Origin of the sequence: Klenkia sp. PcliD-1-E (assembly GCF_024124375.1) — a bacterium.
Classification (GTDB): Bacteria; Actinomycetota; Actinomycetes; order Mycobacteriales; family Geodermatophilaceae; genus Klenkia.
This window is the reverse complement of sequence record NZ_JAMXRZ010000015.1, coordinates 20,504-40,589: the sequence shown is the minus strand read 5'-3', so window position 1 is coordinate 40,589 and position 20,086 is coordinate 20,504. Positions and strand designations below refer to the sequence as shown.

Below are 20,086 nucleotides of genomic sequence, written 5' to 3'. Positions count from 1 at the left end.
TGCACCGGAGTCCGTCCTCCTGCACCAGATCTCGCGCGGGAGGACGGAGTTCGATCAACCTCCCTGATCAACGCTGCGGTGGGGGGCGGGGGGCGCTCAGTCGGTGAGGCGGGACATGCTGTCGGGCAGCTCCTGCGCGTGCAGGACGGCGAGCCGTTGCGTGGCGCGGGTCAGCGCGACGTAGAGGTCGGAGTCCCCGCGCACGCCCTCGGCCAGCACCGCCGCCGGCTCCACCAGCACCACCGAGTCGAACTCCAGCCCCTTGGCCTCCGCCGGGCGCAGCAGCACCGGCCCGGCCGAGGAGTCGGCGTCCGCCCCCGCGGTTGCTTCGGGCAGCGCGGCCACGGCGGCGTCGAACAGCGACGGCGGCACGACGACCGCCGCCGTCCCCCCCTTGCCGGCCAGGTCCGCCGTCACCTCGGCGACCCGGTCCATCAGGTCGGCCGAGGCCACCCGCTCGGCGGTCGGCGGCTCACCGCTGCTGCGCACCGAGCGGGGCGCCTCCAGCGACGACCCGGACGCCGCGAGCACGTCGGCGGCGACCTCCATGATCTCGGTCGGCGTCCGGTAGTTGACCGTGAGCACCGCCTGGCGCCACTGGGTGCGGGCGTGCGGGGTGAGCACCTCGGCCCAGCTGTCCGCCCCGCCGAGCGTCCCGGTCTGCGCCAGGTCCCCGACCACCGTCATCGACAGCGTCGGGCACTTGCGGGCCAGCACCCGCCAGGCCATCGCCGACAGCTCCTGCGCCTCGTCCACGACCACGTGCCCGAAGGTCCAGGTGCGGTCGGCGGCGGCCCGCTCGGCGGTGGAGCGGTAGTCGGCCTCGTCGGCGCGGGCGGCCAGGCCCTCGGCGTCCAGCAGGTCGCCGGCCATCAGCTCCTCGGACTCCTCGTCGTCGTCCGCGTCGTGCGACCGGGACCCGTGCAGCAGGTCCAGGACCCGCTGCGCCTCGTCCAGCCCCGCCTGCCGCCGGCGCGCCGCGGCGGCCCGCTCCGCGGAGTCGTCGACCCCGAGCAGCTCGTCGGCCTCCTCGAGCAGCGGGACGTCGGACACCGTCCACGGCGCGTCGGCGTCGCGCACCAGCAGCGCGCGGTCGGCCTCGGACAGCCCCTTCGCGGCCCGGGCCAGCCGCTCCGGGGAGGCGAACAGGTCCCGCAGCAGGTCCTCGGGCGTGAGCAGCGGCCACAGCTCCTCGACCAGGTCCACCACCGCCGGCTCCCCGGCGATCTCCCGGCGCAGCGCGCGGCGGTCCTCGGCGTCGAGCAGGTTCTCCCCGCCACGGACGTCGGACCCCAGCCGGTCGGCCACCCGCTGGGCCAGCAGGTCGACCAGGCCCCGGTAGAAGGCGGGGCGGGCCAGGTTGTGCAGCCGCGACGCCCGCCGCGCCTGGGTGCGCACCTTCGCGACGTCACCCGCGCGGAGCCGGATGCGCTCCCGGTCGACGACCAGCTCGCGGGTGCCGCGCAGCACGCCCTGCCGGTCCTTCACGGCGGTCGCGACCACCTCGGCCATGGCGAGGCGCCCCTTGACCTCGGCGACGGCCGGCTCGTCGACCAGCGTGGTCGACAGCCCCGGCCGCAGGTCGCCCAGGCCGGCCATGACCACGCCGGTCTCGCCGAGGGCCGGCAGCACGTCGGCGATGTAGCGCAGGAAGGTCGGGGTGGGGCCGACGACGAGCAGGCCGCTGCGGGCCAGCCGGTCGCGGTGGGTGTAGAGCAGGTAGGCCGCCCGGTGCAGCGCCACCGCGGTCTTGCCGGTGCCCGGGCCGCCCTGCACGACCAGGATGCCGCGGGCGTCCGAGCGGATGATCGCGTCCTGCTCGGCCTGGATGGTCCGCACGATGTCGGTCATCCGGCCGGTCCGCTCGGCGGTCAGCGCGCGCAGCAGCGCCGCCTCGCCGGTCAGCCCGCGGTCGTCGGCCTCCTCGCCCTCGGCCAGCACCAGCACCTCGTCGTCGATGCCGGTGACCGTCCGGCCCAGGGTGCGGATGTGCCGGCGCCGGGTGATGCCCTCGGGCCGGAACGGGGTGGCGGTGTAGAAGGGCCGGCTGGCCGGGGCGCGCCAGTCCACCAGGGCCGGGTCACCGCCGGCGTCGTCGGCGGGCAGGCCGGTGCGCCCGACGTAGAGCGGCTGCGGGGAGGACTCCCGGTCCAGCCGGCCCAGCACCAGCCCGGCCTCGGCGGCGTCCAGCTGCACGATCCGGGTGCCGTGGAACCGGACCGCGGCCTCCTTCTCCCCCATCGCCTGCGGGTTGTCCACCAGCGGCGCCGAGATCGCCTGCTGCCGGCGGGTGACCGCCAGCTCGCGGGCAGCGTCCAACCGGGCGTAGAGGCCGGTGACGTGCTCCTGCTCCTCGGCGAGGTTCGGGACGGTGCTCGACACGTGCAGGTCTCCTCCTAGTGCGCGGGCCCGTCGAAGGTAGTCGCAGAACCTGCCGAACGGTGATCACCGCGCGCCAGGGTCCGCGCCGTGACCGGTCACCACCTCGCCCAGCTCGATCGCGCTGCCCGTCGATCCACTGACCTCGGCCCGGTTGGCCGGTCCCGTCGACCTGCTCGAGCCGGTCGACGCGGCCGGCGACGCCGCCCCGGGCTTCGTCCGGCGACTGCAGACCGAGGACGGCGACGCCACCGCCGTCCGGGGTCCCGGCGACGACGCGCTGATCGTCGACATGAGCACCTGGACGTCGCCCGAGACCGTGGGCGACGACCGTGGATCAGGTGGGACGACCAGCGTGCATCCTCCGCCGCCGACGTCGGTGGCTGAGGATGCACATTCGTCGTCCCACCTGATCCACGCCGGTCAGCGGCGCCCCAGCACCTGGTCCAGCGCACCGGCCAGCCACTCCTGCGCGCCGTCCCCGGGTGCCTCGAGGTGCCGGGCGGCGACGTAGCAGTCGGGCCGGACCAGCAGGCAGCCGCCGTCGGCGATCTCGCGGAGGTCGGCCCAGGTGCCGTAGGGGTCGTCGTAGGGCAGGCCCGGCCCGATGGCGACCGGCGTGATGTCCAGGCCGCGCTCCGCGCCCAGCGACGCGGCGGCGTCCAGCCATGCCTCGCCGCCGACCCCGGTGACGACGGCGAACCTGCCCTTCCCGACCAGGTCCAGGGTGGAGACCTCCCGGCCGCCGCGGGTGACCCAGGCGTGCGGCAGCTTGGCGCCGGGCCAGGTGGTGGGCTGGGCGTAGAGCTGGTGGTCGCGGCGGTAGGGCGGCATGTCGGTGCCGTCGGGGACGACGGCGGACGAGGCGTAGCGCTGGTTGTGCTCCACGCCGTGCGCGTCGAACTCGTAGGCCTTGTAGGCGATGGCCTCCCGCACGGCGGCGCGCACCTTGTCCCCCTCGGGCCCCGGCGCCCGGCGCAGCGCGAGCTGGCGCTCGAGGGCCTCGGTGTCGGTGGTGTCGGTGAGCTCCAGGGCGGCCATGATCCGGCCGGTGTCGGCGATCGACTGGTTCGCCCGCTCGACGACCTGGCGCGCGATCGGAGCCCGCTCGGCGTCGTAGGACTCCAGCAGGGCAGGACCCGCGGCTCCGTCGATCACGTGCGCCAGCTTCCAGGCCAGGTTGTAGCTGTCCTGGATGGAGGTGTTGGAACCCAGGCCGTTGGTCGGCGGGTGCCGGTGCACCGCGTCGCCGGCGCAGAACACCCTGCCCCGGGCGATCGTGGTGGCGAAGTGGTGGTTGACCGTCCACGGCGAGCCGGACAGCACCTCCATCTCGAAGTCGTCCCGGCCGACCAGCCCGACGGCCAGCTCGCGGACGAACTCGTCGGTCAGCTCCGGCGGCCCGTCGGCGACCGCGTAGCCCCACATGAGCATCCACTCGGTCCAGGGCTTGATCATCCGGAGGACTCCGAGGCCGACGCCCTCCTTCTCCGCGCCCGGCTGCAGCATCCAGTACAGGACCGAGGGCCGGTGCGCGACCAGGTGGGTGAGGTCGGCCTTGAACACGATGCCCAGCGCACCGCCCACCGCGCCGGGGCCCTCGTAGGGCAGCTCGAGGTCGGCGGCGACCTTGGACCGCGCGCCGTCGGCGCCGACCAGGTACTTCGAGCGGATCTCGTACTCCAGGCCGCTCAACCGGTCGCGGACGGTGGTGGTGACGCCCTCGTCGTCCTGCACGTGCCGCAGGTACTCGGTGTCGAAGCGCACCGTCGCTCCGCGGTCCTGGGCGGCCTTGACCATCACCGGCTCGGTGATCGTCTGCGGGGCGTCGAGCATCGTGCAGGGGCTGGCCAGCTGGTAGTCGGCGTGCCGGGCGGGGTCGGTGCCCCAGCTCGGGATGCGGCCCAGCTCCTCGCCGGCCAGCGAGGTGCAGAAGGTCGTCGTCCCCATCAGCTCCCAGGGGGTGGCCAGCGCCATGAGGGTGTCCTCGACACCCATGTCGCGCATGGTCTCCAGCGCCCGCTGGTTGGTGATGTGCGCCCGCGGGTCCTGGGACAGCCGCGAGTACTTGGTGACGACGACGACGCGGGTGCCGTAGGTGGCCAGGAACAGCGCGGCGGAGGCACCGGCGGGGCCGGTCCCCACCACCAGGACGTCGGTCTCCACGGGCACGGGCGCACTCCTCGACGAGTTCCGGGTGACCGCGGTCACGGCCTGGCCCTGACGGTCGTTGAACGTTCGACCACTGTCAAGGCCGATCTACGCTGGCCCGCATGACCGCGCTGACCCCGGAGGAGGCGACCGCCCGCGCCGCCGCACACCGGGACCGGCTGCTGACCTGGGTCGGGCCGCACCTGGAGCGGCGGCAGCGGCACGAGGCGCACCCGGTGCTGGACTTCCTGTTCACCTACTACTCCGAACCGCCGGCCCGGCTGCTGCGCTGGCACGCCGGCGTCGGCGCCTCGGTCACCGGCGACCTCGCGGAGGAGCGGCTGGGCTGGCCGCTGTACGCGCGGCTGGACGACGGGTCGGTCGGGCTGGACCTCGCGGCCTACCGCGCCAAGCGCGGGACGTCGGCCGGCTGGGTCGCCGGGTTGCTGGGTGCCACCGCCAGCCGGGCGGGCCAGTTCGGGTGCTTCGGCCTGCACGAGTGGGCGATGGTGCACCGGGCCGCCCCGCGGCACGGCGCCGTCCCGCTGCGACTGGGCCCCGCCGGGACCGACGCCGTCGTCGAGTCGCACCGCCTGCAGTGCACGCACGTCGACGCCTACAGGTTCTTCACCCCGACCGCTGCCCCGCGCAACGCGCTCACCCCCACCCGCGGCACCCAGGTGGCGCTGGAGCAGCCGGGCTGCCTGCACGCCGGGATGGACCTCTACAAGTGGGCCTACAAGCTCGCCCCGGCGGTGCCCGGCGAGCTGCTGGCCGACTGCTTCGAGCTCGCGGTGGACATCCGGGTTCTGGACATGCGGGCCAGCCCCTACGACCTCGCCGACCACGGCTACGACCCGGTGCCGGTCGAGACCGCCACGGGCAAGGCCGAGTACGCCGCGGCGCAGCGGGGCTTCGCCGCCCGCGGCCAGCAGCTGCGCGCCCGCCTGCTCGCCGTCTGCGACGCCGTGCTGGAGCCGGCCGTCCTCTAGGGGAGCCCGCGCAGCCAGTCCGCGATGGCCGACCCCAGCTCGTCGGGGCTGTCCTCCGGCACGAAGTGGTTGCCCGGCACCTGCACCTCGGTCAACGCCGGCCAGCGCCGGACCAGGTTCCGCTGCCGGCCGACCAGGATCGACCCCGGGTCGGCGTCGACGAACAGCTTCGGGACGTCGGAGGACGCCAGCCACTCCCCGTAGGCGTCGACGACGTCGTGCACGTCCGGCGGCACGTGCTCGATGGGGATGTTCCGCGGCCACTCCAGGGTGGGCCAGCGGCTCTCCGGCGTCGGGTAGGGCGCCCGGTACCGGTCGTGCACCTCGGGAGCCAGCCCCTGCAGCGTCGAGGCGGGCAGGATCCGCTCGACGAAGGTGTTGCGCTCCAGCACCAGCTCCTCGCCGTGGTCGGACCGCATGCCCTGGAACACGCCCTTCGCCGCCTGCGGCCAGTCGGCCCACAGCAACGGCGTCACGATCGTCTCGAGGAAGGCGATGGCCCGGACCCGGTCGGGGTTCTTCCGGGCCCAGTCGAAGCCCAGCGGACCGCCCCAGTCGTGCAGCACCAGGGTCACCCGGTCGCCGAGCTGCACCTCCTCGAGCAGGTCGGCCAGGAACTCGGCGTGCGCGGAGAAGGAGTAGGTGCCGCGCTGCGGGTCGGGCAGCTTGTCCGACTCGCCCATGCCGATGAGGTCCGGTGCGATGCACCGGCCCAGCCCGGTCAGGTGCGGGATGACCCCGCGCCAGAGGTAGGACGACGTCGGGTTGCCGTGCAGCAGCAGGATCGCGTCCCCCTCGCCGACGTCGACGTAGGCCATCTCGTGGCCGCGGACACGCGCCCGGGAGCGCGGGAAGGGGTCGTGCGGGGAAGCCGCCATCGCCCGATCCTGCGCCGGACTTGACCCTGACGCGACGTGAGGCGCTTCCATCGTCGGCATGAGGAGGACGGAGCGATGAGCCACACGGTGGGCGAGCTGGCCAGGCTGGCCGGGGTCACGGTGCGCACGCTGCACCACTACGACCGGATCGGGTTGCTGACCCCGTCCGGCCGCACCGCGGCCGGCTACCGGGTCTACGAGCTCGCCGACGTCGACCGGCTGCAGCAGGTGCTGGTCTACCGCGGGCTCGGCTTCGGCCTCGAGGAGATCGCCGCCCTGCTGGACGACCCGGACGCCGACGCGGGCGAGCACCTGCGCCGGCAGCACCGCCTGCTCCTGGAGCAGCGGGACCGGACCGACGCGATGGTGGCGGCCGTGGAGAAGGAGATGGAGGCACTGGAGATGGGGAACCCGATGACCCCGCAGGAGAAGCTCGCGGTGTTCGGCGACTGGCTGCCCGAGGAGTACGCCGACGAGGCCGAGCAGCGCTGGGGCGACACCGAGGCGTGGGCGCAGTCGCAGGCCCGCACCAGCCGTTACGGCAAGGCCGACTGGCTGGCGATCAAGGCCGAGACCGACGACCTCGAGCGCCGGTTCGCCGCCGCCCTGGCCGACGGCGCACCCGCCGACGGCGAGCGGGCGATGGACCTGGCCGAGGAGCACCGGCAGCACATCACCCGGCGCTTCTACGACTGCCCGCCGGAGATCCACGCCGGCCTGGGCCGGATGTACGTCGAGGACGAGCGGTTCACCGCCCACTACGAGCAGATCGCACCGGGGCTGGCCGCCTACGTCAGCACCGCCTGCCAGGCGAACGCCGCCCGGCAGGGCTGAAACCGGAACGGCTCCGTTCTCACCCGCGGGGGTGGGACGGCTCCACTCCTGGTCAACGTCGCGCCCGCGGTCGCCGAGAACCCACGGACGAGCAGCGACCCCGCTGCTCGCCCGTGGGTCCGACGACGACCAGGAAGGGTGATGTCGACCGTGCAGACCGTCGCGATGCACCACCCGCCCGGCACCCGACCGCTGTTGCACCGGGTCACCTCGCCGCGCGCCCTGCTCGTCACCGCCGGCGTGCTCGCCGGGTGGGGGCTGGTGCAGAGCGCCAGCTCACCCGACCGCGCCTGGCGGTTGGTCCTCGACGTCGTCGTCCTGGCCGGGGTGCACGGGCTGGCCGCCCTGGTCGCGCTGCGCGACCCCCTGCCCGGCTCCCCCGGCGCGGTCGCCCGCCGCGCCCTCGGCATCGGCCTGGGCGCCTTCGCCCTCGGCGCGGTGGTCGCGCGCGTCCTGCACCCGGTGCCGTCCGGCGCCCTCGCCTGGCTGCTCGACGGCCTGCACCTGGTCGGCCAGGTCGGCATCGGGGTCCTGCTGCTGTCGCTGGTGCTGCCCCTGCGCGGACGCCTCGTGCTCGCCGGCATCGGCCTGGACTCGGTCAGCACCGCCCTCGGGCTCACCGCCGTCGCCGGCACCGTCGTGCTCATCGGCATCGGCGACGGCGGGACCGACGCCGCCACCCGCGCCGTCCTGGTCCTCACCGGCATCGACGTCACCCTGGTCTCCGGGGCCGTCGCGCTGTTCTCCGTGCTGCGCCCCGGCCGGGACTCCGTCGTCCCGCCCCTGCTCGCCGGCTCGGCCCTCGTGCTCGCGGCGGACCTGGCCTCCGGGTACTCGCTGCACCACGAGGGCCCGGCATCCCCCGGCCCGTCCTTCCTGCTCATGGTCGGCGCCTGCGTGGTCCTCGCCTACGCCGTCACCCGGCCGGCGCGCACCACCGACCGCGCCGTGCTCGACGCCACCCACCGGCTGCGCAGCTGGTCCAACGTGCTGCCCTTCGCCGGGTGCGGGGCGAACCTGCTCGCCGTCCTGCTCGCCGCCCACTCCGCCGGGACCGGCCGCTGGGTGCTGCCGCTCGTGCTGGCCGGCGCCGGGTGCCTGGCGGTGGTCGTGGTCCGGTTCCAGCTCACCATCCGGGTCGCCCGCGCCGCCCTCGAGCAGCTCGAGGACGCCTTCACCGACCCGCTCACCGGCCTGCTCAACCGCCGCGGCCTGGGCGCCGGCGTCGACCGCTGGCTCGCCGGGCCCGAAGCGGTCACCCTGCTCGCCCTCGACCTCGACGGGTTCCGCCGGATCAACGAGGAGGCCGGCCACGAGACCGGTGACCGGGTGCTGCAGCGGGTCGCCGCCCAGCTGTCCACCCTGGCCGGGCCCGGCACCGTGGTCGCCCGCATCGACGGCGACGACTTCGCGCTCGCCTTCGTCGGCCAGGACGCCGCGCGCGCCGCACTGCTGGCCGCCCAGGTCCGCGGTGCGCTCGGCCGGCCCTTCGACCTGGACGGCCACCGGCTGCACCTCACCGTCAACGTGGGGACGGCGACCAGCCACGCCCTGGACGGCCGGCCCGGCGAGCAGGCCACCACCGGGGACCTGCTGCGCTGCGCCGACCAGGCCCTCGCCGAGGCCCAGGCCAGCACCAGCGGCGTCGCCGTGCACGACCCCGCCCGCTGCGGCCGGGCACAGGAGGACGGCCTGCTGGCCTGGGTCGACGACCTGCACGCCGCCCTGGACGCCGACGACCAGCTGCTGCTGCACTTCCAGCCCCAGCACCGCATCGAGGCCACCGGCACCGGCACCGTCGCCACGGTCGTCGGCTGCGAGGCCCTGCTGCGCTGGGCGCACCCCGTCCGCGGCCTCCTCGGCCCCGGCGAGGTGCTGCGCGCGGCCGAGCACGGTCACCTCTCCGACGCCGTCACCGAGCGGGTGCTCGACCTCGCCCTCGGCGGCGTCGCCGGCTGGTGGGCCGAGCGCGAGGTGCCCGTCGCGGTGAACCTGAGCGCCACCGACCTCGACGACCCGCTGCTGCCGCACCGGATCGCCGACGCGCTCGACCGGCACGGCCTGCCCGCCCGGGCGCTCACCGTCGAGGTCGTCGAGGACACCCTCATGCTCGACCCCGACCGCGCCCTGCAGACCCTCACCGCGCTGCGCTCCATCGGGCTGCGCATCGCCGTCGACGACTACGGCACCGGCTACAGCTCGCTGGCCTACCTGCACCGGCTGCCCATCGACGAGGTGAAGTTCGACCGCTCGCTGACCTCGGGCATCGCCTCCGACGCGGCGGCCGCCGTCATCGTCGGGCACAGCATCCGGCTCGCCCACGACCTCGGTCTGTCCGCGCTGGCCGAGGGCATCGAGGACCCCGCGGACCTGCAGCTGCTGTTCCGGCTGGGCTGCGACGCCGTGCAGGGCTGGCTGACCGGCCACCCGCTGCCCGTGCAGGGCTGGGTGACGGCCCTGGACCTGGAGGCGGTACACACGGCGACCCTCCGGGCCGCACCGCGGCCGACGGCCGTCCCCCGGGTGGGCTGAGCGCGTCCGTCCCCTCCTCGTGGAGGGGACCTCGCGCCTCGGACCCCTCCGTCGTCGTGGACCCCTGCCTGTGCCGTCCCCGGCTCTCCTGCCGATCGGTGTTGCCCGCGGCGGGTGGGGGCCGCCATCCTGCGCGCGTGGCGTACGACCTGGAGCTCGCGGAGCGGGTGCGGACGGCGCTGGCCGACGTCCCCGACCTCGCCGAGAAGAGGATGTTCGGCGGGCTGGCGTTCCTGGTCGGCGGGTCCATGGCGCTGGCGGTCAGCGGCAACGGCGGGCTGATGGTGCGCTGCGACCCGGCGCTGGCCGACGAGCTGGTCACCCGCGACGGGGTGGCCCGGATGGTCATGCAGGGCCGGGAGCTGGCCGGCTGGGTGCTGGTCGACCCGGCCACCCTGGACGCCGCCGCGCTGCGGGGGTACGTCGACGCGGGCCTCGCGGCGGCTGCCCGGGCGTAGGGCACCCTGGGCCCGGTGATCGCGCTCGTCGAGGTGCTGCGCCGGCCGTGGGTGCAGCGCGGCATCCGGGCCGCCGTCGCCGCCGGGCTGGCCTGGCAGCTCGCCGTGCTGCTGCCGCCGACGCTGGCCGACTACGCCTACTACGCCCCGCTGGGCGCGGTCATCGCCGTGCACCCCACGGTGGCCGACTCCGCCGGTGCGGCCTGGCGGACGGTCGCGGCCATGTTCCTGGGCTTCGGCCTGGCCGTCGCGCTGTACGAGGTCACCCGCGGGGTGCCCAACGCGTTCACCATCGCGCTGATCGTCGCCGCGGCCGTCGTGGTGGAGCAGTGGCGGCTGCTGCGCGAGCAGGCCAGCTGGGTCAGCTTCGCCGCCGTCCTGATGCTCACCATCGGCACCGACGACCCAGCGGCCTACGTCCTGCGCTACGGCGGGCTGACCCTGCTCGGGGCCGCGGTCGGCGTCGCCGTCACCACCGTGCTGTTCCCGCCGATGATGCTCACCGTCGCCGTGGAGCGGATCGCCGTCACCCGCGGCCTGCTGGCCGCGCACCTGGTGGACATGGCCGACGCCGTCCGCGGCGGCACCGTCCCCGACCCGGAGGACTGGGCCCACCGCGGCCGCGCGCTGGACGCCGCCCTGGACCGCATGCGCGCCGCCGAGACGCAGGTCGAGCGCGCCCGGCGGGCCAACCCGCGGGCGCCGCGGTGGCAGGGCACCGCGGCGCGGGTGCGCGAGCAGTCCCGCGCGCTGGACCGGGTGGCCGTGCTGGTCGACGACCTGACCGACCTGGTCGCGGAGTTCCAGCCGCACCGCCGCGGCCTGGACCGGGTGGACGACGGCACCGGGTGGGTGCTCGCCGACGCCCTCACCGGGCTGGCCGGCGTGGTCCGCATCCCGTACCACGACGGCCCCGAGCGGGACTCCCGCGACGACGCCATCGACGCCGCGGTGGCCGCGCTGGACCGGTTGGTGCAGCTGCTGCGCGCCGCCGAGGTGCCCGACGACGAGGGGTTCTTCGCGCTCGGCGCGGTCACGGTCGGTGTGCGGCGGTCCCTGCACGCGCTGGAGGCGGCGCCGCGCCACTGAGCCGGCCGGTACCGGGCTCAGTGGCGCCTCCACACCCCTGATCGGCGGCTAGCCGGTGGTGCTTGAGGGGCCGACCCGGACCAGCAGCTCGCCGTGCAGCATGCCCAGCCAGCCGTCGTCCGCGGCCGCCCAGCGCTGCCAGGCCGCGGCGACGTCCGCGAGCTCGTCGGCGGTGGCCAGGCCGTAGGCCACCGCCTGCTCGGCGAAGGACGACGCGGTCGCCCGGCCGGCCCACGAGTCGCCCCACCAGCGGCGCTCGGCGTCCGAGGCGTAGCAGTAGGTGGACGCCGACGCGGTCACCTCGCGCAGGCCGGCCGCGTGCGCCCAGGCCCGCAGCCGGCGGCCGGCGTCGGGCTCGGCGTCGTTGCGCCGGGCCACCCGGCGGTAGAGGTCCAGCCAGCGGGCGAGGCCGTCGTCCTCGGGGAACCAGGTGGTGGCGGCGTAGTCGACGTCGCGGACGGCGAGCAGCCCACCCGGTCGGCACACCCGGGCCATCTCGCGCAGCGCGGCGACCGGGTCGGTCAGGTGCTGCAGCACCTGGTGGGCGTGCACGACGTCGAAGGAGTCGTCGGGCAGGTCGAGGGCGTAGACGTCGCCGACGGCGAACCCGACCGGCACGCCCTCCCGGTCGGCCAGTGCGCGGGCCTCGCCCAGCGGGTCCTCGACGACGTCCAGGCCCAGGACGCGGCCCGGGGCGACCCGGCGGGCCAGGTCGACGGTGATCGTGCCCGGCCCGCAGCCCACGTCGAGGAGGTCGAGGCCGGGCCGCAGGTGCGGGAGCAGGTACCCGGCGGAGTTCTCCGCGGTGCGCCAGCGGTGGGACTGCAGGACGGCGTCGGCGTGGCCGTGGGTGTAGATGTCCACCGGGTCAGCGTGCACCTGCCGTCCCACGATGTGAACAGGCTGTCCCATTCAGTGAACGACAAGCACTGAGCGTGCGGCTCGGCGTGGCACGATCCGCGCCGTGCCGCCTGCCACCCGACGCCGCCCGGCGCGGCGTGACCCGCTGCTGGCCCCGGCCGGGCGGTGACCGACCGCCCGGCCGCCCTGCGCGCGGCGACCGCTGACCTGCAGCCGCCCTTCGCCGTCGTCGACCTGGACGCATTCGACGCCAACGCCGACGCCCTGGTCTCCCGGGCCGCCCCCGGCACCACGATCCGGCTGGCCAGCAAGTCCGTGCGCTGCCGGCCGCTGACCGACCGGGCGCTGGCCCGCCCCGGGTTCGCCGGCGTCCTCGCCCTCACCCTCCCCGAGGCGGTCTGGCTGGCCGCCGACCACGCCGACGTCGTCGTCGGGTACCCCAGCACCGACGGCCCCGCGATGGCCACCCTGGCCGCCGACCCGGAGCTGGCCGCGCGGGTCACGCTGATGGTCGACTCGGTCGAGTCCCTGGACGTCGTCGAGGCCGCGGTCGGCCGCTCCCCCGCCGCGCCGATCAAGGTCTGCCTGGACCTGGACGCCGCGCTGGAGCTGCTCGGCGGGCGGGTGCACCTGGGTCCGCTGCGGTCCCCGGTGCGCACTCCCGCGCAGGCCGTCGCGCTGGCCCGCGCCGTGCTGGACCGGCCGTGGCTGCACCTGGACGGCCTGATGGCCTACGAGGGCCAGATCGCCGGGACGGCGGACGGCGCGGGCCCGCGGCTGCGGCAGCTGGCGGTGCGGGCGATGCAGCGGGCGTCGGCCCGGGAGCTCGCCGACCGGCGGGCCGCGGTGGTGGCCGCGGTGTCGGAGCTGGCGCCGCTGCGGTTCGTCAACGGCGGCGGCACCGGCTCGGTCGAGCAGACCTCGGCCGAGCCCGCGGTCACCGAGGTCGCCGCCGGGTCCGGCCTCTACGCACCCGGGTTGTTCGACGGGTACCGCCGGTTCCGGCCGCGGCCCGCCGCCTACTTCGTGCAGCCGGTCGTGCGCCGGCCGTCGACGACGGTCGCCACCGCACTGGGCGGCGGCTGGATCGCCTCGGGCCCACCCGGCCCCGACCGGCAGCCCACCATCGCCTGGCCGGCCGGCCTGCGCTTCAGCCCGCTCGAGGGCGCCGGCGAGGCGCAGACCCCGTTGCTCGGCCCGCCCGCCGCGGGCCTGCGATTGGGCGACCGGGTCTGGTTCCGGCACGCCAAGGCCGGCGAGCTGGCCGAGCGGGTCGGCGAGCTGCACCTGGTCAGCGGCGACGCGCTGGTCGGGTCGGTGCCCACCTACCGCGGCGAGGGCAAGGCCTTCCTGTGAGGGAGGCGTTCCTGTGAGGCGGGCGTTCCTGTGAGGCTGGTCGACGCGCACCTGCACGTCGTGGACCCGGCGTTCCCGCTGGTGCCCAACGACGGGTTCGTGCCCGAGCCCTTCACCGTGGCCGACTACCGGGCCCGGGTCGCGGGGCTGGACGTCGTCGGCGGCGCCGTCGTCTCCGGGTCCTTCCAGGCCTTCGACCAGACCTACCTGGCCACCGCGCTGGCCCAGCTCGGGCCCGGGTTCGTCGGGGTGACCCAGCTGCCGGCCGACGTGCCCGACGCCGAGGTGCTGCGGCTGGACGCCGCCGGGGTGCGCGCCGTGCGGGTCAACCTGCGCCGCGGCGGGTCGGCCCCGCTCGCCGACCTCGACCGGCTGGCCCGCCGGGTGCACGAGCTGGCCGGCTGGCACACCGAGCTCCACGTCGACGGCCGCGACCTCGCCGACCTCGCGCCGGTGCTGCACCCGCTGCCGCAGGTGGTGGTCGACCACCTGGGCCTGCACGCCGGCGGCCTGCCCGACCTGCTGCGGCTGGTCGGGACGGGCGCAGTGGTCAAGGCGACCGGGTTCGGCCGGGTGGAGCTGGACGTCGTCGACGCGGTGACCCGGGTGCTGGCCGTCGACCCGCAGGCCCTCGTCGCCGGCACCGACCTGCCCAGCACCCGCGCCCGCCGTCCCTTCGCCGACACCGACCTCGACCTGCTGGCCCGGGCCGCCGGCGAGCACGCGGAGGCGGTCTTCGAGGACAACGCCAGACGCCTCTACCGCCTGCCCCCTTCCCCTGCCCCCTCAGCCGTGATCATGGGGTTGTCGCCACGCGCCGCGCCGGCCCCCGGCGTGTCCGTGGCACCAACCCCATGATCAGCGCCCGGGGCGGCGGCTGAGCTCGTCGGCCAGGGTCTCCTGCGCGCGGGCGGCCGCCGCCTCCCGGTCGGCCGGCACCAGACCCACCCTCGTCCGGCGGTCGAGCAGGTCGGCCACCGTGCGGGCGCCCTCCGCCCGGACGGCGAAGCGCAGCTCCCCCACCGTCTCCGGCCGGCCGGCCACCAGCGGCTCACCCCCCAGCGCGTGCACCGCCGGCGCCTCCGTGCCGTACCGGGCGACCAGCCGGGCCGGGGCGTCCACGCCGTCCAGCACCCGGCGCGGCGCGGCCCCGACCAGGGGGAGCCGGGCCGTCACCGACCGGCGGGCACCCCGGCCCAGCACGTCGAGGGCGGCGTCCACCGTCTCCTCGGCCATCGCCCGGTAGGTGGTCAGCTTCCCGCCCACCACGGTCAGCACCGAGCCCGACCGGTGCAGCAGGTGCGTGCGGGAGAGGTCCGCGGTGGCGCCGGCGACGGCGTCCGAGGGCAGCACCAGCGGGCGCAGCCCGGCGTAGGCGCCCACCACGTCGTCGGTGGTCAGCGGGTCGGCGAGCACCCGGTTGACCGTGCCCAGCAGCTGCTCGACCTCGGCCGCCGAGGGCTGTGGGTCCTCGTCGGGCACCGGGCCCTCGACCGGCTCGTCGGTGATGCCGAGGAACACCAGCCCGGTGTCCTGCGGGAGCGCGAAGACGTAGCGGGAGCGGGAGCCGGGCAGCGGCACGGTCAGCGCCGCGGTGGGGTGGCCCAGTCGCTCCGCGCGGACGACCAGGTGCGACCCGCGCGAGGGCACCAGCGAGACGCCGTCGTCCAGCCCGGCCGACCACACACCCGCCGCGTTGACCACCACCCCGGCCTCGACCTCGACCCGGCGTCCCTCGACCTCGACGACCGCGGTCCGACCGTCGACGCCGAGCACCGACGCCCCGGTGAGCACCGACGCGCCGTACCCCGCGGCGGTGCGGGCCAGCGCCACGACCAGCCGGGCGTCGTCGACGAGCTGGCCGTCCCAGAAGGCCACGCCCCCGCGCCCCGGCCGCACCGCCGGCAGCCACGCCGCGACCTGGTCGGCCCCCACCCGCCGGGCCCGGGGCAGCGACCCGCGCCCGCCGCGCACCGATGCGCGGAGGGCGTCCCCGAGCACCCCGCCCACCCCGGCGACGGCGGCGACGTCGGTGCCGCCGACCGCGGGCACGCAGAATGGCAGCGGCGCGACCAGGTGCGGCGCCGTCACCCCCATGAGGACGGCGCGCTCGCGGGCGGACTCCCGGGCCAACCCGACCTCGCCGTGCGCCAGGTAGCGCAGCCCGCCGTGCACCAGCTTCGAGGACCACCGGCTCGTCCCGGCCGCCAGGTCGGTGCGCTCGCACAGCAGCACCGACAGGCCCCGGGAGGCCGCGTCCAGGGCCACCCCGGCGCCGGTCACCCCGCCCCCGACCACCAGGACGTCGACCGCGCGCCCGAGCCGGTCCAGATCGCGGGCGCGGCGGGCGGGGTCGAGGCGGGTGCCGATCACGACCCCACCCTCCCCCAACGCCCAGGTATCGGAAGCTCCACCCTGCCGATCGGGGCGCGACGGTCGGGTAGAGCTTCCAATACCGGGGAGACCCCGGCGGGCAGACTGTCCCGGTGGCCGAGCAACCCGAACTGACCGTCCAGGGCTGGGGTCCCCCCGGCACCCGCGTCGCGCACGTGGCCGAGGGCGGCACGCTGGAGCTGACCGCCGACCAGGCACTGGCCAAGGCGCTGCCCAAGGCCGCCCGCAAGCACCTGGCCCGCGAGCTGGGCTGGACGCCGCGGCACACCCCGCCGGTCCCGGTGGCGGACGTCGAGCTGGCCCCCAGCCGCCTGCCGGTGCCGGTGCGCGCCGAGCTGGTGACCCTGCTCGGGCTGGAGAACGTGCGCGACGACCGGGAGTCCCGGCTGCGGCGCACCGGCGGCAAGAGCTACCTGGACCTGCTCCGCCGCCGCTCGGGCGACGCCTCGGACGCCCCCGACGCCGTCCTCACCCCCGCCGACACCGCCGAGACCGCCGCCCTTCTGCAGCTGTGCAGCCGGCACGGCGTGGTCGTCGTCCCCTTCGGCGGCGGCACCAGCGTGGTCGGCGGCCTGTCCGGCACCGACGTCGACGACCGGCCGGTCGTGGTCGTCGACCTCTCCCGGATGTCCGGGCTGGTCGCGGTCGACGTCCCCAGCTCGCTGGTCACCGTCGGCCCGGGCATGCGCGGGCCGGCCCTGGAGGACGCCCTCGCCGAGCACGACCTCACCCTCGGCCACCTGCCGCAGAGCTGGGAGTTCGCCACCCTGGGCGGGTACGCCGCGACCCGCAGCGCCGGCCAGGCCTCCACCGGCGTGGGCCGGTTCGAGGACCTGGTGGCCTCGCTGGTGCTGGCGACGCCGTCCGGGGTGCTCGAGGTGGGCCACCCGCCGGCGTCCGCGGCCGGCCCCGACCTGCTGGGCCTGGCGCTGGGGTCGGAGGGCGCGCTGGGTGTCATCACCGAGCTGACCGTGCGGGTGCGGCCCCGTCCGCGGGTCCAGGAGTACGAGGGCTGGTCCTTCCGCAGCTGGGCGGCCGGGCTCGCGGCACTGCAGCGGCTGGCCCGGCACGACCTGCTGCCCGACGTCGTCCGGCTCAGCGACCCAGACGAGACCCGCGCCAACCTGCTGCTGTCGGGGGGCGCCGGCGCCCGGGCGCTGCGCGGTGCGCTGCGCACCCGCGGGCACGGGTCGGGCTGCCTGCTGGTGGTGGGCTGGCAGGGACTGCCCACCCTGGTGCGGGCCCGGCAGCGGGCGGCCACGTCGCTGCTGCGGGAGGACGGCGGCAAGCGCGCGGGCTCCCGGGTCGGCGAGACCTGGGAGCGGCACCGGTTCGAGGGGCCCTACCTGCGCGACCGGTTGCTCGACCACGGCCTGCTGGTGGAGACCCTGGAGACCGCCGCCACCTGGAGCGCGCTGCCCACCGTGTACGACGCCGCGCGCCGGGCGCTGCGCGAGGCGCTGGCCGGCCCGGGCAAGCAGCCGCTGGTCATGACGCACGTGTCGCACGGCTACGCCACGGGCGCCTCGCTGTACCTCACGGTGCTGGCCGACCGGGACGACGACCTGCCCCTGCAGCAGTGGCTGGGCGCCAAGCGGGCCGCCACCGACGCGGTGCTGGCCGCCGGCGGCACGCTCACCCACCACCACGCGGTGGGCGCCGACCACCGCCCGTGGCTGGACCGGGAGGTCGGGCCGCTCGGCGTGGACGTGCTGCGGGCGGTGAAGGCGTCGCTGGACCCCGAGGGCATCTGCAACCCCGGGGTGCTGTTGCCCTCCTGAGCGGCGTGTCGGGTTTGGCTGTGCGTGGTCCGGGACACCCTGGGCTGCATGACCACGGACGTTGAAGCCACAGCGCCCGACCACGGGTCCGTCGAGCTGTCCGCCGACGGCACCCTGCTGGTGTTCACGGGCGAGATCGACAAGGACGTCGTCCGGCAGTTCCGGGTGACCGTCCGCCCCGCCGAGTGGCCCGCGCGGGTCGACGTCCGCGGCGTGACCTTCATGAGCTCGGCCGGGCTGGAGCTGCTGGTGCACCTGGCCCGCAAGCAGAAGCGCGCCGGCGGCGAGCTCGAGGTCGTCGAGCCCCCCACGTCGCTGCGGCTGCTGCTGAACCAGACGGGCCTGAGCCGGGTGTTCCGGTCGGTGCCCGCCTCGGTCATCCCCGCCTGATCTCGGCGGCGACCGCCAGCAGTTCCTCGAGCACCACCGCCACCACGGCGCGCTCGGCGGTGTCCGGGCGGACCAGCGCGTCCACCTGCCGCCCGGCCCGCACCCCGGCCAGCGGCACCAGCACGACCCCGGGGTGCCCCCCGGAGCTGTAGCGCGGCAGCAGCGAGATGCCGTGCCCGGCCGCGACCAGCGCCTCCACGACGTGGAAGTCGTTGATCCGCTGCACGACGCGGGGCGCGGTGCCGGTCGCGACGCCGACGTCGGTGAGCACCCGGGCCACCGGGAACCCCTCCCGGACGGCGATCCAGTCCGCCCCGGCCACGTCGGCCGGCTCCAGGGCGCTGCGCCCGGCCAGGGGTGACCCGGCCGGGACGGCGACGTCCAGCGGCTCGCGCAGCAGCGGGACCACGCGGACGTCGGGTCCCCAGCCCGGGTCGGCCTCGGCCGGGCGGTGGGCCACCACCACGTCGTGCCGGTCGGTGAGCGCGGTGAAGGCGTCCTGCGCGACGTCCTCGTCGGCGCACTCCACCGTGATCCCGCCCCGGGCGGCGACCCGGGTGAGCAACCCGGGCAGCAGCATCCACGCCGCGCTCTGGAACGCCGACACCCGCACCGAGCCGGTCGGCGAGCCGGCGAAGGCCGCGCACGCGGCACGTGCGCGCTCCAGGGCGACCGCGACGTCGACGGCGGCGTCGGCCAGCGCCTCGCCGGCCGCGGTGAGCCGCAGCCCGCGGCCGACCCGCTCGGTGAGCGGCACCCCGGTGTCGCGGGCCAGCCCCGCCAGCTGCTGGGACACCGCGGACGGCGTGAGGTGCAGCACGGCCGCGGCGGCGGTCACCCCGCCCTGGCTGCGCACCGCGCGCAGCGTCTCCAGCGCGCGCACGTCCATGCAGCGACGCTACATCGACGACGCAGAACCATTCGATGGTGCTGCACGGGAAGCGACCGCACAGTGGTCGACGTGAGCACCCGGGACCGCCTGCTGGCCTGCCTCGTCGCCGTCTGCTGGGGGCTGAACTTCGTCGCGATCCACCTGTCGCTGGCGCAGTTCCCGCCGTTCTTCCTGGTCGCGCTGCGCTTCGCCCTGCTCGCGGTGCCCACGGTGCTGCTGGTGCCCCGCCCCGGCGTCCCGTGGCGGTGGGTGCTCGGCTACGGCGTCGGCTTCGGCGTCCTGCAGTTCCTCTTCCTCTACCTGGCGATGGCCGTCGGGATGCCCACCGGGTTGGCGTCGCTGGTGCTGCAGTCCTCGGCCCCGTTCACCGTGCTGCTGGCCGGTGTGCTGCTGCGCGAGCGGGTCACCGGGCGCCAGGCCCTCGGGGTGGCCGTGGCCATCGCCGGGCTGGGCGGCATCGCGGTGCACCGCGCGGACGTCGACGGCGGGGCGCTGCTGCTGCCGGTGCTGCTCACCCTCTGCGGCGGGCTGGGCTGGGCGCTGGGCAACCTGGCCACCCGGCAGGCCCGCGCGCCGCACCCGCTGCGGCTGACGCTGTGGATGTCGGTGGTGCCGCCGCTGCCGATGCTGGCGGTCTCGCTGCTGGTGGAGGGCCCGGCGCAGATCGGCCGCTCCTTCACCGGCCTCGGGACGGCGACGGGCCTGCTCGCCGTCGGCGGTCTGGCCTACACGGTGCTGGTGGGCACCGTCCTGGGTTCGGGGCTGTGGGCCACGCTCATGAGCCGCAACCCGTCGTCCTCGGTGGCGCCGTTCTCGATGCTGGTGCCGGTGGTCGGCATCGGCGCGGCCTGGCTGCTGCTCGGCGAGGCCACCTCCGCGACCGAGCTCGCCTGCGGCGCCCTGGTGGTCGGCGGGGTGCTGGTGGGCTCGACCGGCTCAGCGCGGGCGGCGCACCGGCGGCAGCTTGGCCGCGACCGAGCGGGCCAGGAAGCCGCCGACGACCGCCGACAGGACGCCGACCAGGACGGCGAAGCCGCTGCCGACCTCGCGGGCGCCCAGCGCCGATAGCGCGAAGAAGCACAGCGCGGCGACGAGGACC

The 20,086-nt window shown here is 76.1% G+C and carries 17 protein-coding genes; 11 read left to right on the top strand and 6 right to left on the bottom strand.

The annotated features are described in order from the left end of the window. Positions 1–96 precede the first annotated feature (96 nt). A complete protein-coding gene (locus tag NH342_RS05105; protein ID WP_253012164.1) occupies positions 97–2,382 on the bottom strand; it encodes an AAA family ATPase in 2,286 nt (761 codons plus the stop codon). A gap of 115 nt (positions 2,383–2,497) precedes the next feature. Here NH342_RS05105 and NH342_RS24460 point away from each other — a divergent pair, with 115 nt between their 5' ends. Continuing rightward, positions 2,498–2,893 carry a DUF3291 domain-containing protein gene (locus tag NH342_RS24460; RefSeq protein WP_374209412.1) on the top strand — a complete coding sequence of 132 codons (396 nt, stop codon included), beginning with the start codon at positions 2,498–2,500 and terminating at the stop codon, positions 2,891–2,893. On the opposite strand, the gene NH342_RS05100 is transcribed toward NH342_RS24460, so the two are convergent. Continuing rightward, a complete protein-coding gene (locus tag NH342_RS05100; protein ID WP_253012161.1) occupies positions 2,803–4,551 on the bottom strand; it encodes an FAD-dependent monooxygenase in 1,749 nt (582 codons plus the stop codon). The two genes, NH342_RS24460 and NH342_RS05100, sit on opposite strands and share 91 nt — an antisense overlap. A gap of 101 nt (positions 4,552–4,652) precedes the next feature. Between NH342_RS05100 and NH342_RS05095 the strand changes: the two genes are divergently transcribed. Continuing rightward, positions 4,653–5,522 (top strand): 3-methyladenine DNA glycosylase, encoded by an 870-nt coding sequence (locus NH342_RS05095; RefSeq protein ID WP_253012158.1) that lies wholly within the window; start codon positions 4,653–4,655, stop codon positions 5,520–5,522. Here the strand turns inward: NH342_RS05095 and NH342_RS05090 are convergent. After that, positions 5,519–6,400, bottom strand: a complete 882-nt coding sequence (locus NH342_RS05090) for a haloalkane dehalogenase (protein WP_253012155.1) — start codon at positions 6,398–6,400, stop codon at positions 5,519–5,521. The two genes, NH342_RS05095 and NH342_RS05090, sit on opposite strands and share 4 nt — an antisense overlap. 75 nt (positions 6,401–6,475) lie before the next feature. Here NH342_RS05090 and NH342_RS05085 point away from each other — a divergent pair, with 75 nt between their 5' ends. The 4 genes from NH342_RS05085 to NH342_RS05070 all read left to right on the top strand — a co-directional run bounded on the left by NH342_RS05085 (position 6,476) and on the right by NH342_RS05070 (position 11,313). Further along, positions 6,476–7,234, top strand: coding sequence for a MerR family transcriptional regulator (locus tag NH342_RS05085; RefSeq protein ID WP_253012152.1), 759 nt, complete (start codon positions 6,476–6,478; stop codon positions 7,232–7,234). Positions 7,235–7,375: 141 nt separating this feature from the next. Continuing rightward, positions 7,376–9,766 (top strand): bifunctional diguanylate cyclase/phosphodiesterase, encoded by a 2,391-nt coding sequence (locus NH342_RS05080; RefSeq protein WP_253012149.1) that lies wholly within the window; start codon positions 7,376–7,378, stop codon positions 9,764–9,766. Positions 9,767–9,903: 137 nt separating this feature from the next. Beyond that, entirely contained in the window at positions 9,904–10,224 is a 321-nt protein-coding gene (locus tag NH342_RS05075) for a TfoX/Sxy family protein (RefSeq protein WP_253012146.1), read from the top strand. A 15-nt stretch (positions 10,225–10,239) separates the two neighbouring features. Then, complete coding sequence (locus NH342_RS05070; RefSeq protein ID WP_253012142.1) at positions 10,240–11,313, top strand: aromatic acid exporter family protein; 1,074 nt, start codon at positions 10,240–10,242, stop codon at positions 11,311–11,313. Positions 11,314–11,361: 48 nt separating this feature from the next. On the opposite strand, the gene NH342_RS05065 is transcribed toward NH342_RS05070, so the two are convergent. Beyond that, the gene (locus NH342_RS05065) at positions 11,362–12,177 is read right to left on the bottom strand and encodes a methyltransferase domain-containing protein (RefSeq protein WP_253012139.1); all 816 of its coding nucleotides are present in this window, start codon (positions 12,175–12,177) and stop codon (positions 11,362–11,364) included. A 162-nt stretch (positions 12,178–12,339) separates the two neighbouring features. On the opposite strand from NH342_RS05065, the gene NH342_RS05060 reads away from it, so the two are divergent. Continuing rightward, complete coding sequence (locus NH342_RS05060) at positions 12,340–13,530, top strand: alanine racemase (RefSeq protein ID WP_253012136.1); 1,191 nt, start codon at positions 12,340–12,342, stop codon at positions 13,528–13,530. A gap of 30 nt (positions 13,531–13,560) precedes the next feature. Then, positions 13,561–14,388: an amidohydrolase family protein gene (locus NH342_RS05055; RefSeq protein WP_253012133.1), complete on the top strand. Its 828-nt coding sequence runs from the start codon at positions 13,561–13,563 to the stop codon at positions 14,386–14,388. Here NH342_RS05055 and NH342_RS05050 read toward each other — a convergent pair whose 3' ends face one another. Then, on the bottom strand, positions 14,389–15,903 hold the full coding sequence (locus tag NH342_RS05050; RefSeq protein WP_253012129.1) for a glycerol-3-phosphate dehydrogenase/oxidase: 1,515 nt from the start codon (positions 15,901–15,903) through the stop codon (positions 14,389–14,391). It lies immediately after the preceding gene. 113 nt (positions 15,904–16,016) lie between these two features. Here NH342_RS05050 and NH342_RS05045 point away from each other — a divergent pair, with 113 nt between their 5' ends. Then, positions 16,017–17,705, top strand: coding sequence for an FAD-binding oxidoreductase (locus NH342_RS05045; protein ID WP_253012126.1), 1,689 nt, complete (start codon positions 16,017–16,019; stop codon positions 17,703–17,705). Between the two features lie 48 nt (positions 17,706–17,753). Continuing rightward, on the top strand, positions 17,754–18,095 hold the full coding sequence (locus NH342_RS05040) for an STAS domain-containing protein (protein WP_253012123.1): 342 nt from the start codon (positions 17,754–17,756) through the stop codon (positions 18,093–18,095). Here NH342_RS05040 and NH342_RS05035 read toward each other — a convergent pair. Continuing rightward, on the bottom strand, positions 18,082–18,984 hold the full coding sequence (locus NH342_RS05035) for a LysR family transcriptional regulator (RefSeq protein ID WP_253012120.1): 903 nt from the start codon (positions 18,982–18,984) through the stop codon (positions 18,082–18,084). The genes NH342_RS05040 and NH342_RS05035 overlap by 14 nt on opposite strands. Before the next feature lie 72 nt (positions 18,985–19,056). On the opposite strand from NH342_RS05035, the gene NH342_RS05030 reads away from it, so the two are divergent. Then, positions 19,057–20,055, top strand: a complete 999-nt coding sequence (locus tag NH342_RS05030) for an EamA family transporter (protein WP_253012116.1) — start codon at positions 19,057–19,059, stop codon at positions 20,053–20,055. The last annotated feature ends 31 nt before the right edge of the window (positions 20,056–20,086 follow it).

What these genes read in the sequence shown, in the direction of transcription:
- NH342_RS05095 (WP_253012158.1), top strand. Translation starts at nt 4,653, where the DNA reads ATGACCGCGCTGACCCCGGAGGAGGCGACCGCCCGCGCCGCCGCACAC.
- NH342_RS05090 (WP_253012155.1), bottom strand. Translation starts at nt 6,400, where the DNA reads ATGGCGGCTTCCCCGCACGACCCCTTCCCGCGCTCCCGGGCGCGTGTC.
- NH342_RS05085 (WP_253012152.1), top strand. Translation starts at nt 6,476, where the DNA reads ATGAGCCACACGGTGGGCGAGCTGGCCAGGCTGGCCGGGGTCACGGTG.
- NH342_RS05080 (WP_253012149.1), top strand. Translation starts at nt 7,376, where the DNA reads ATGTCGACCGTGCAGACCGTCGCGATGCACCACCCGCCCGGCACCCGA.
- NH342_RS05040 (WP_253012123.1), top strand. Translation starts at nt 17,754, where the DNA reads ATGACCACGGACGTTGAAGCCACAGCGCCCGACCACGGGTCCGTCGAG.
- NH342_RS05035 (WP_253012120.1), bottom strand. Translation starts at nt 18,984, where the DNA reads ATGGACGTGCGCGCGCTGGAGACGCTGCGCGCGGTGCGCAGCCAGGGC.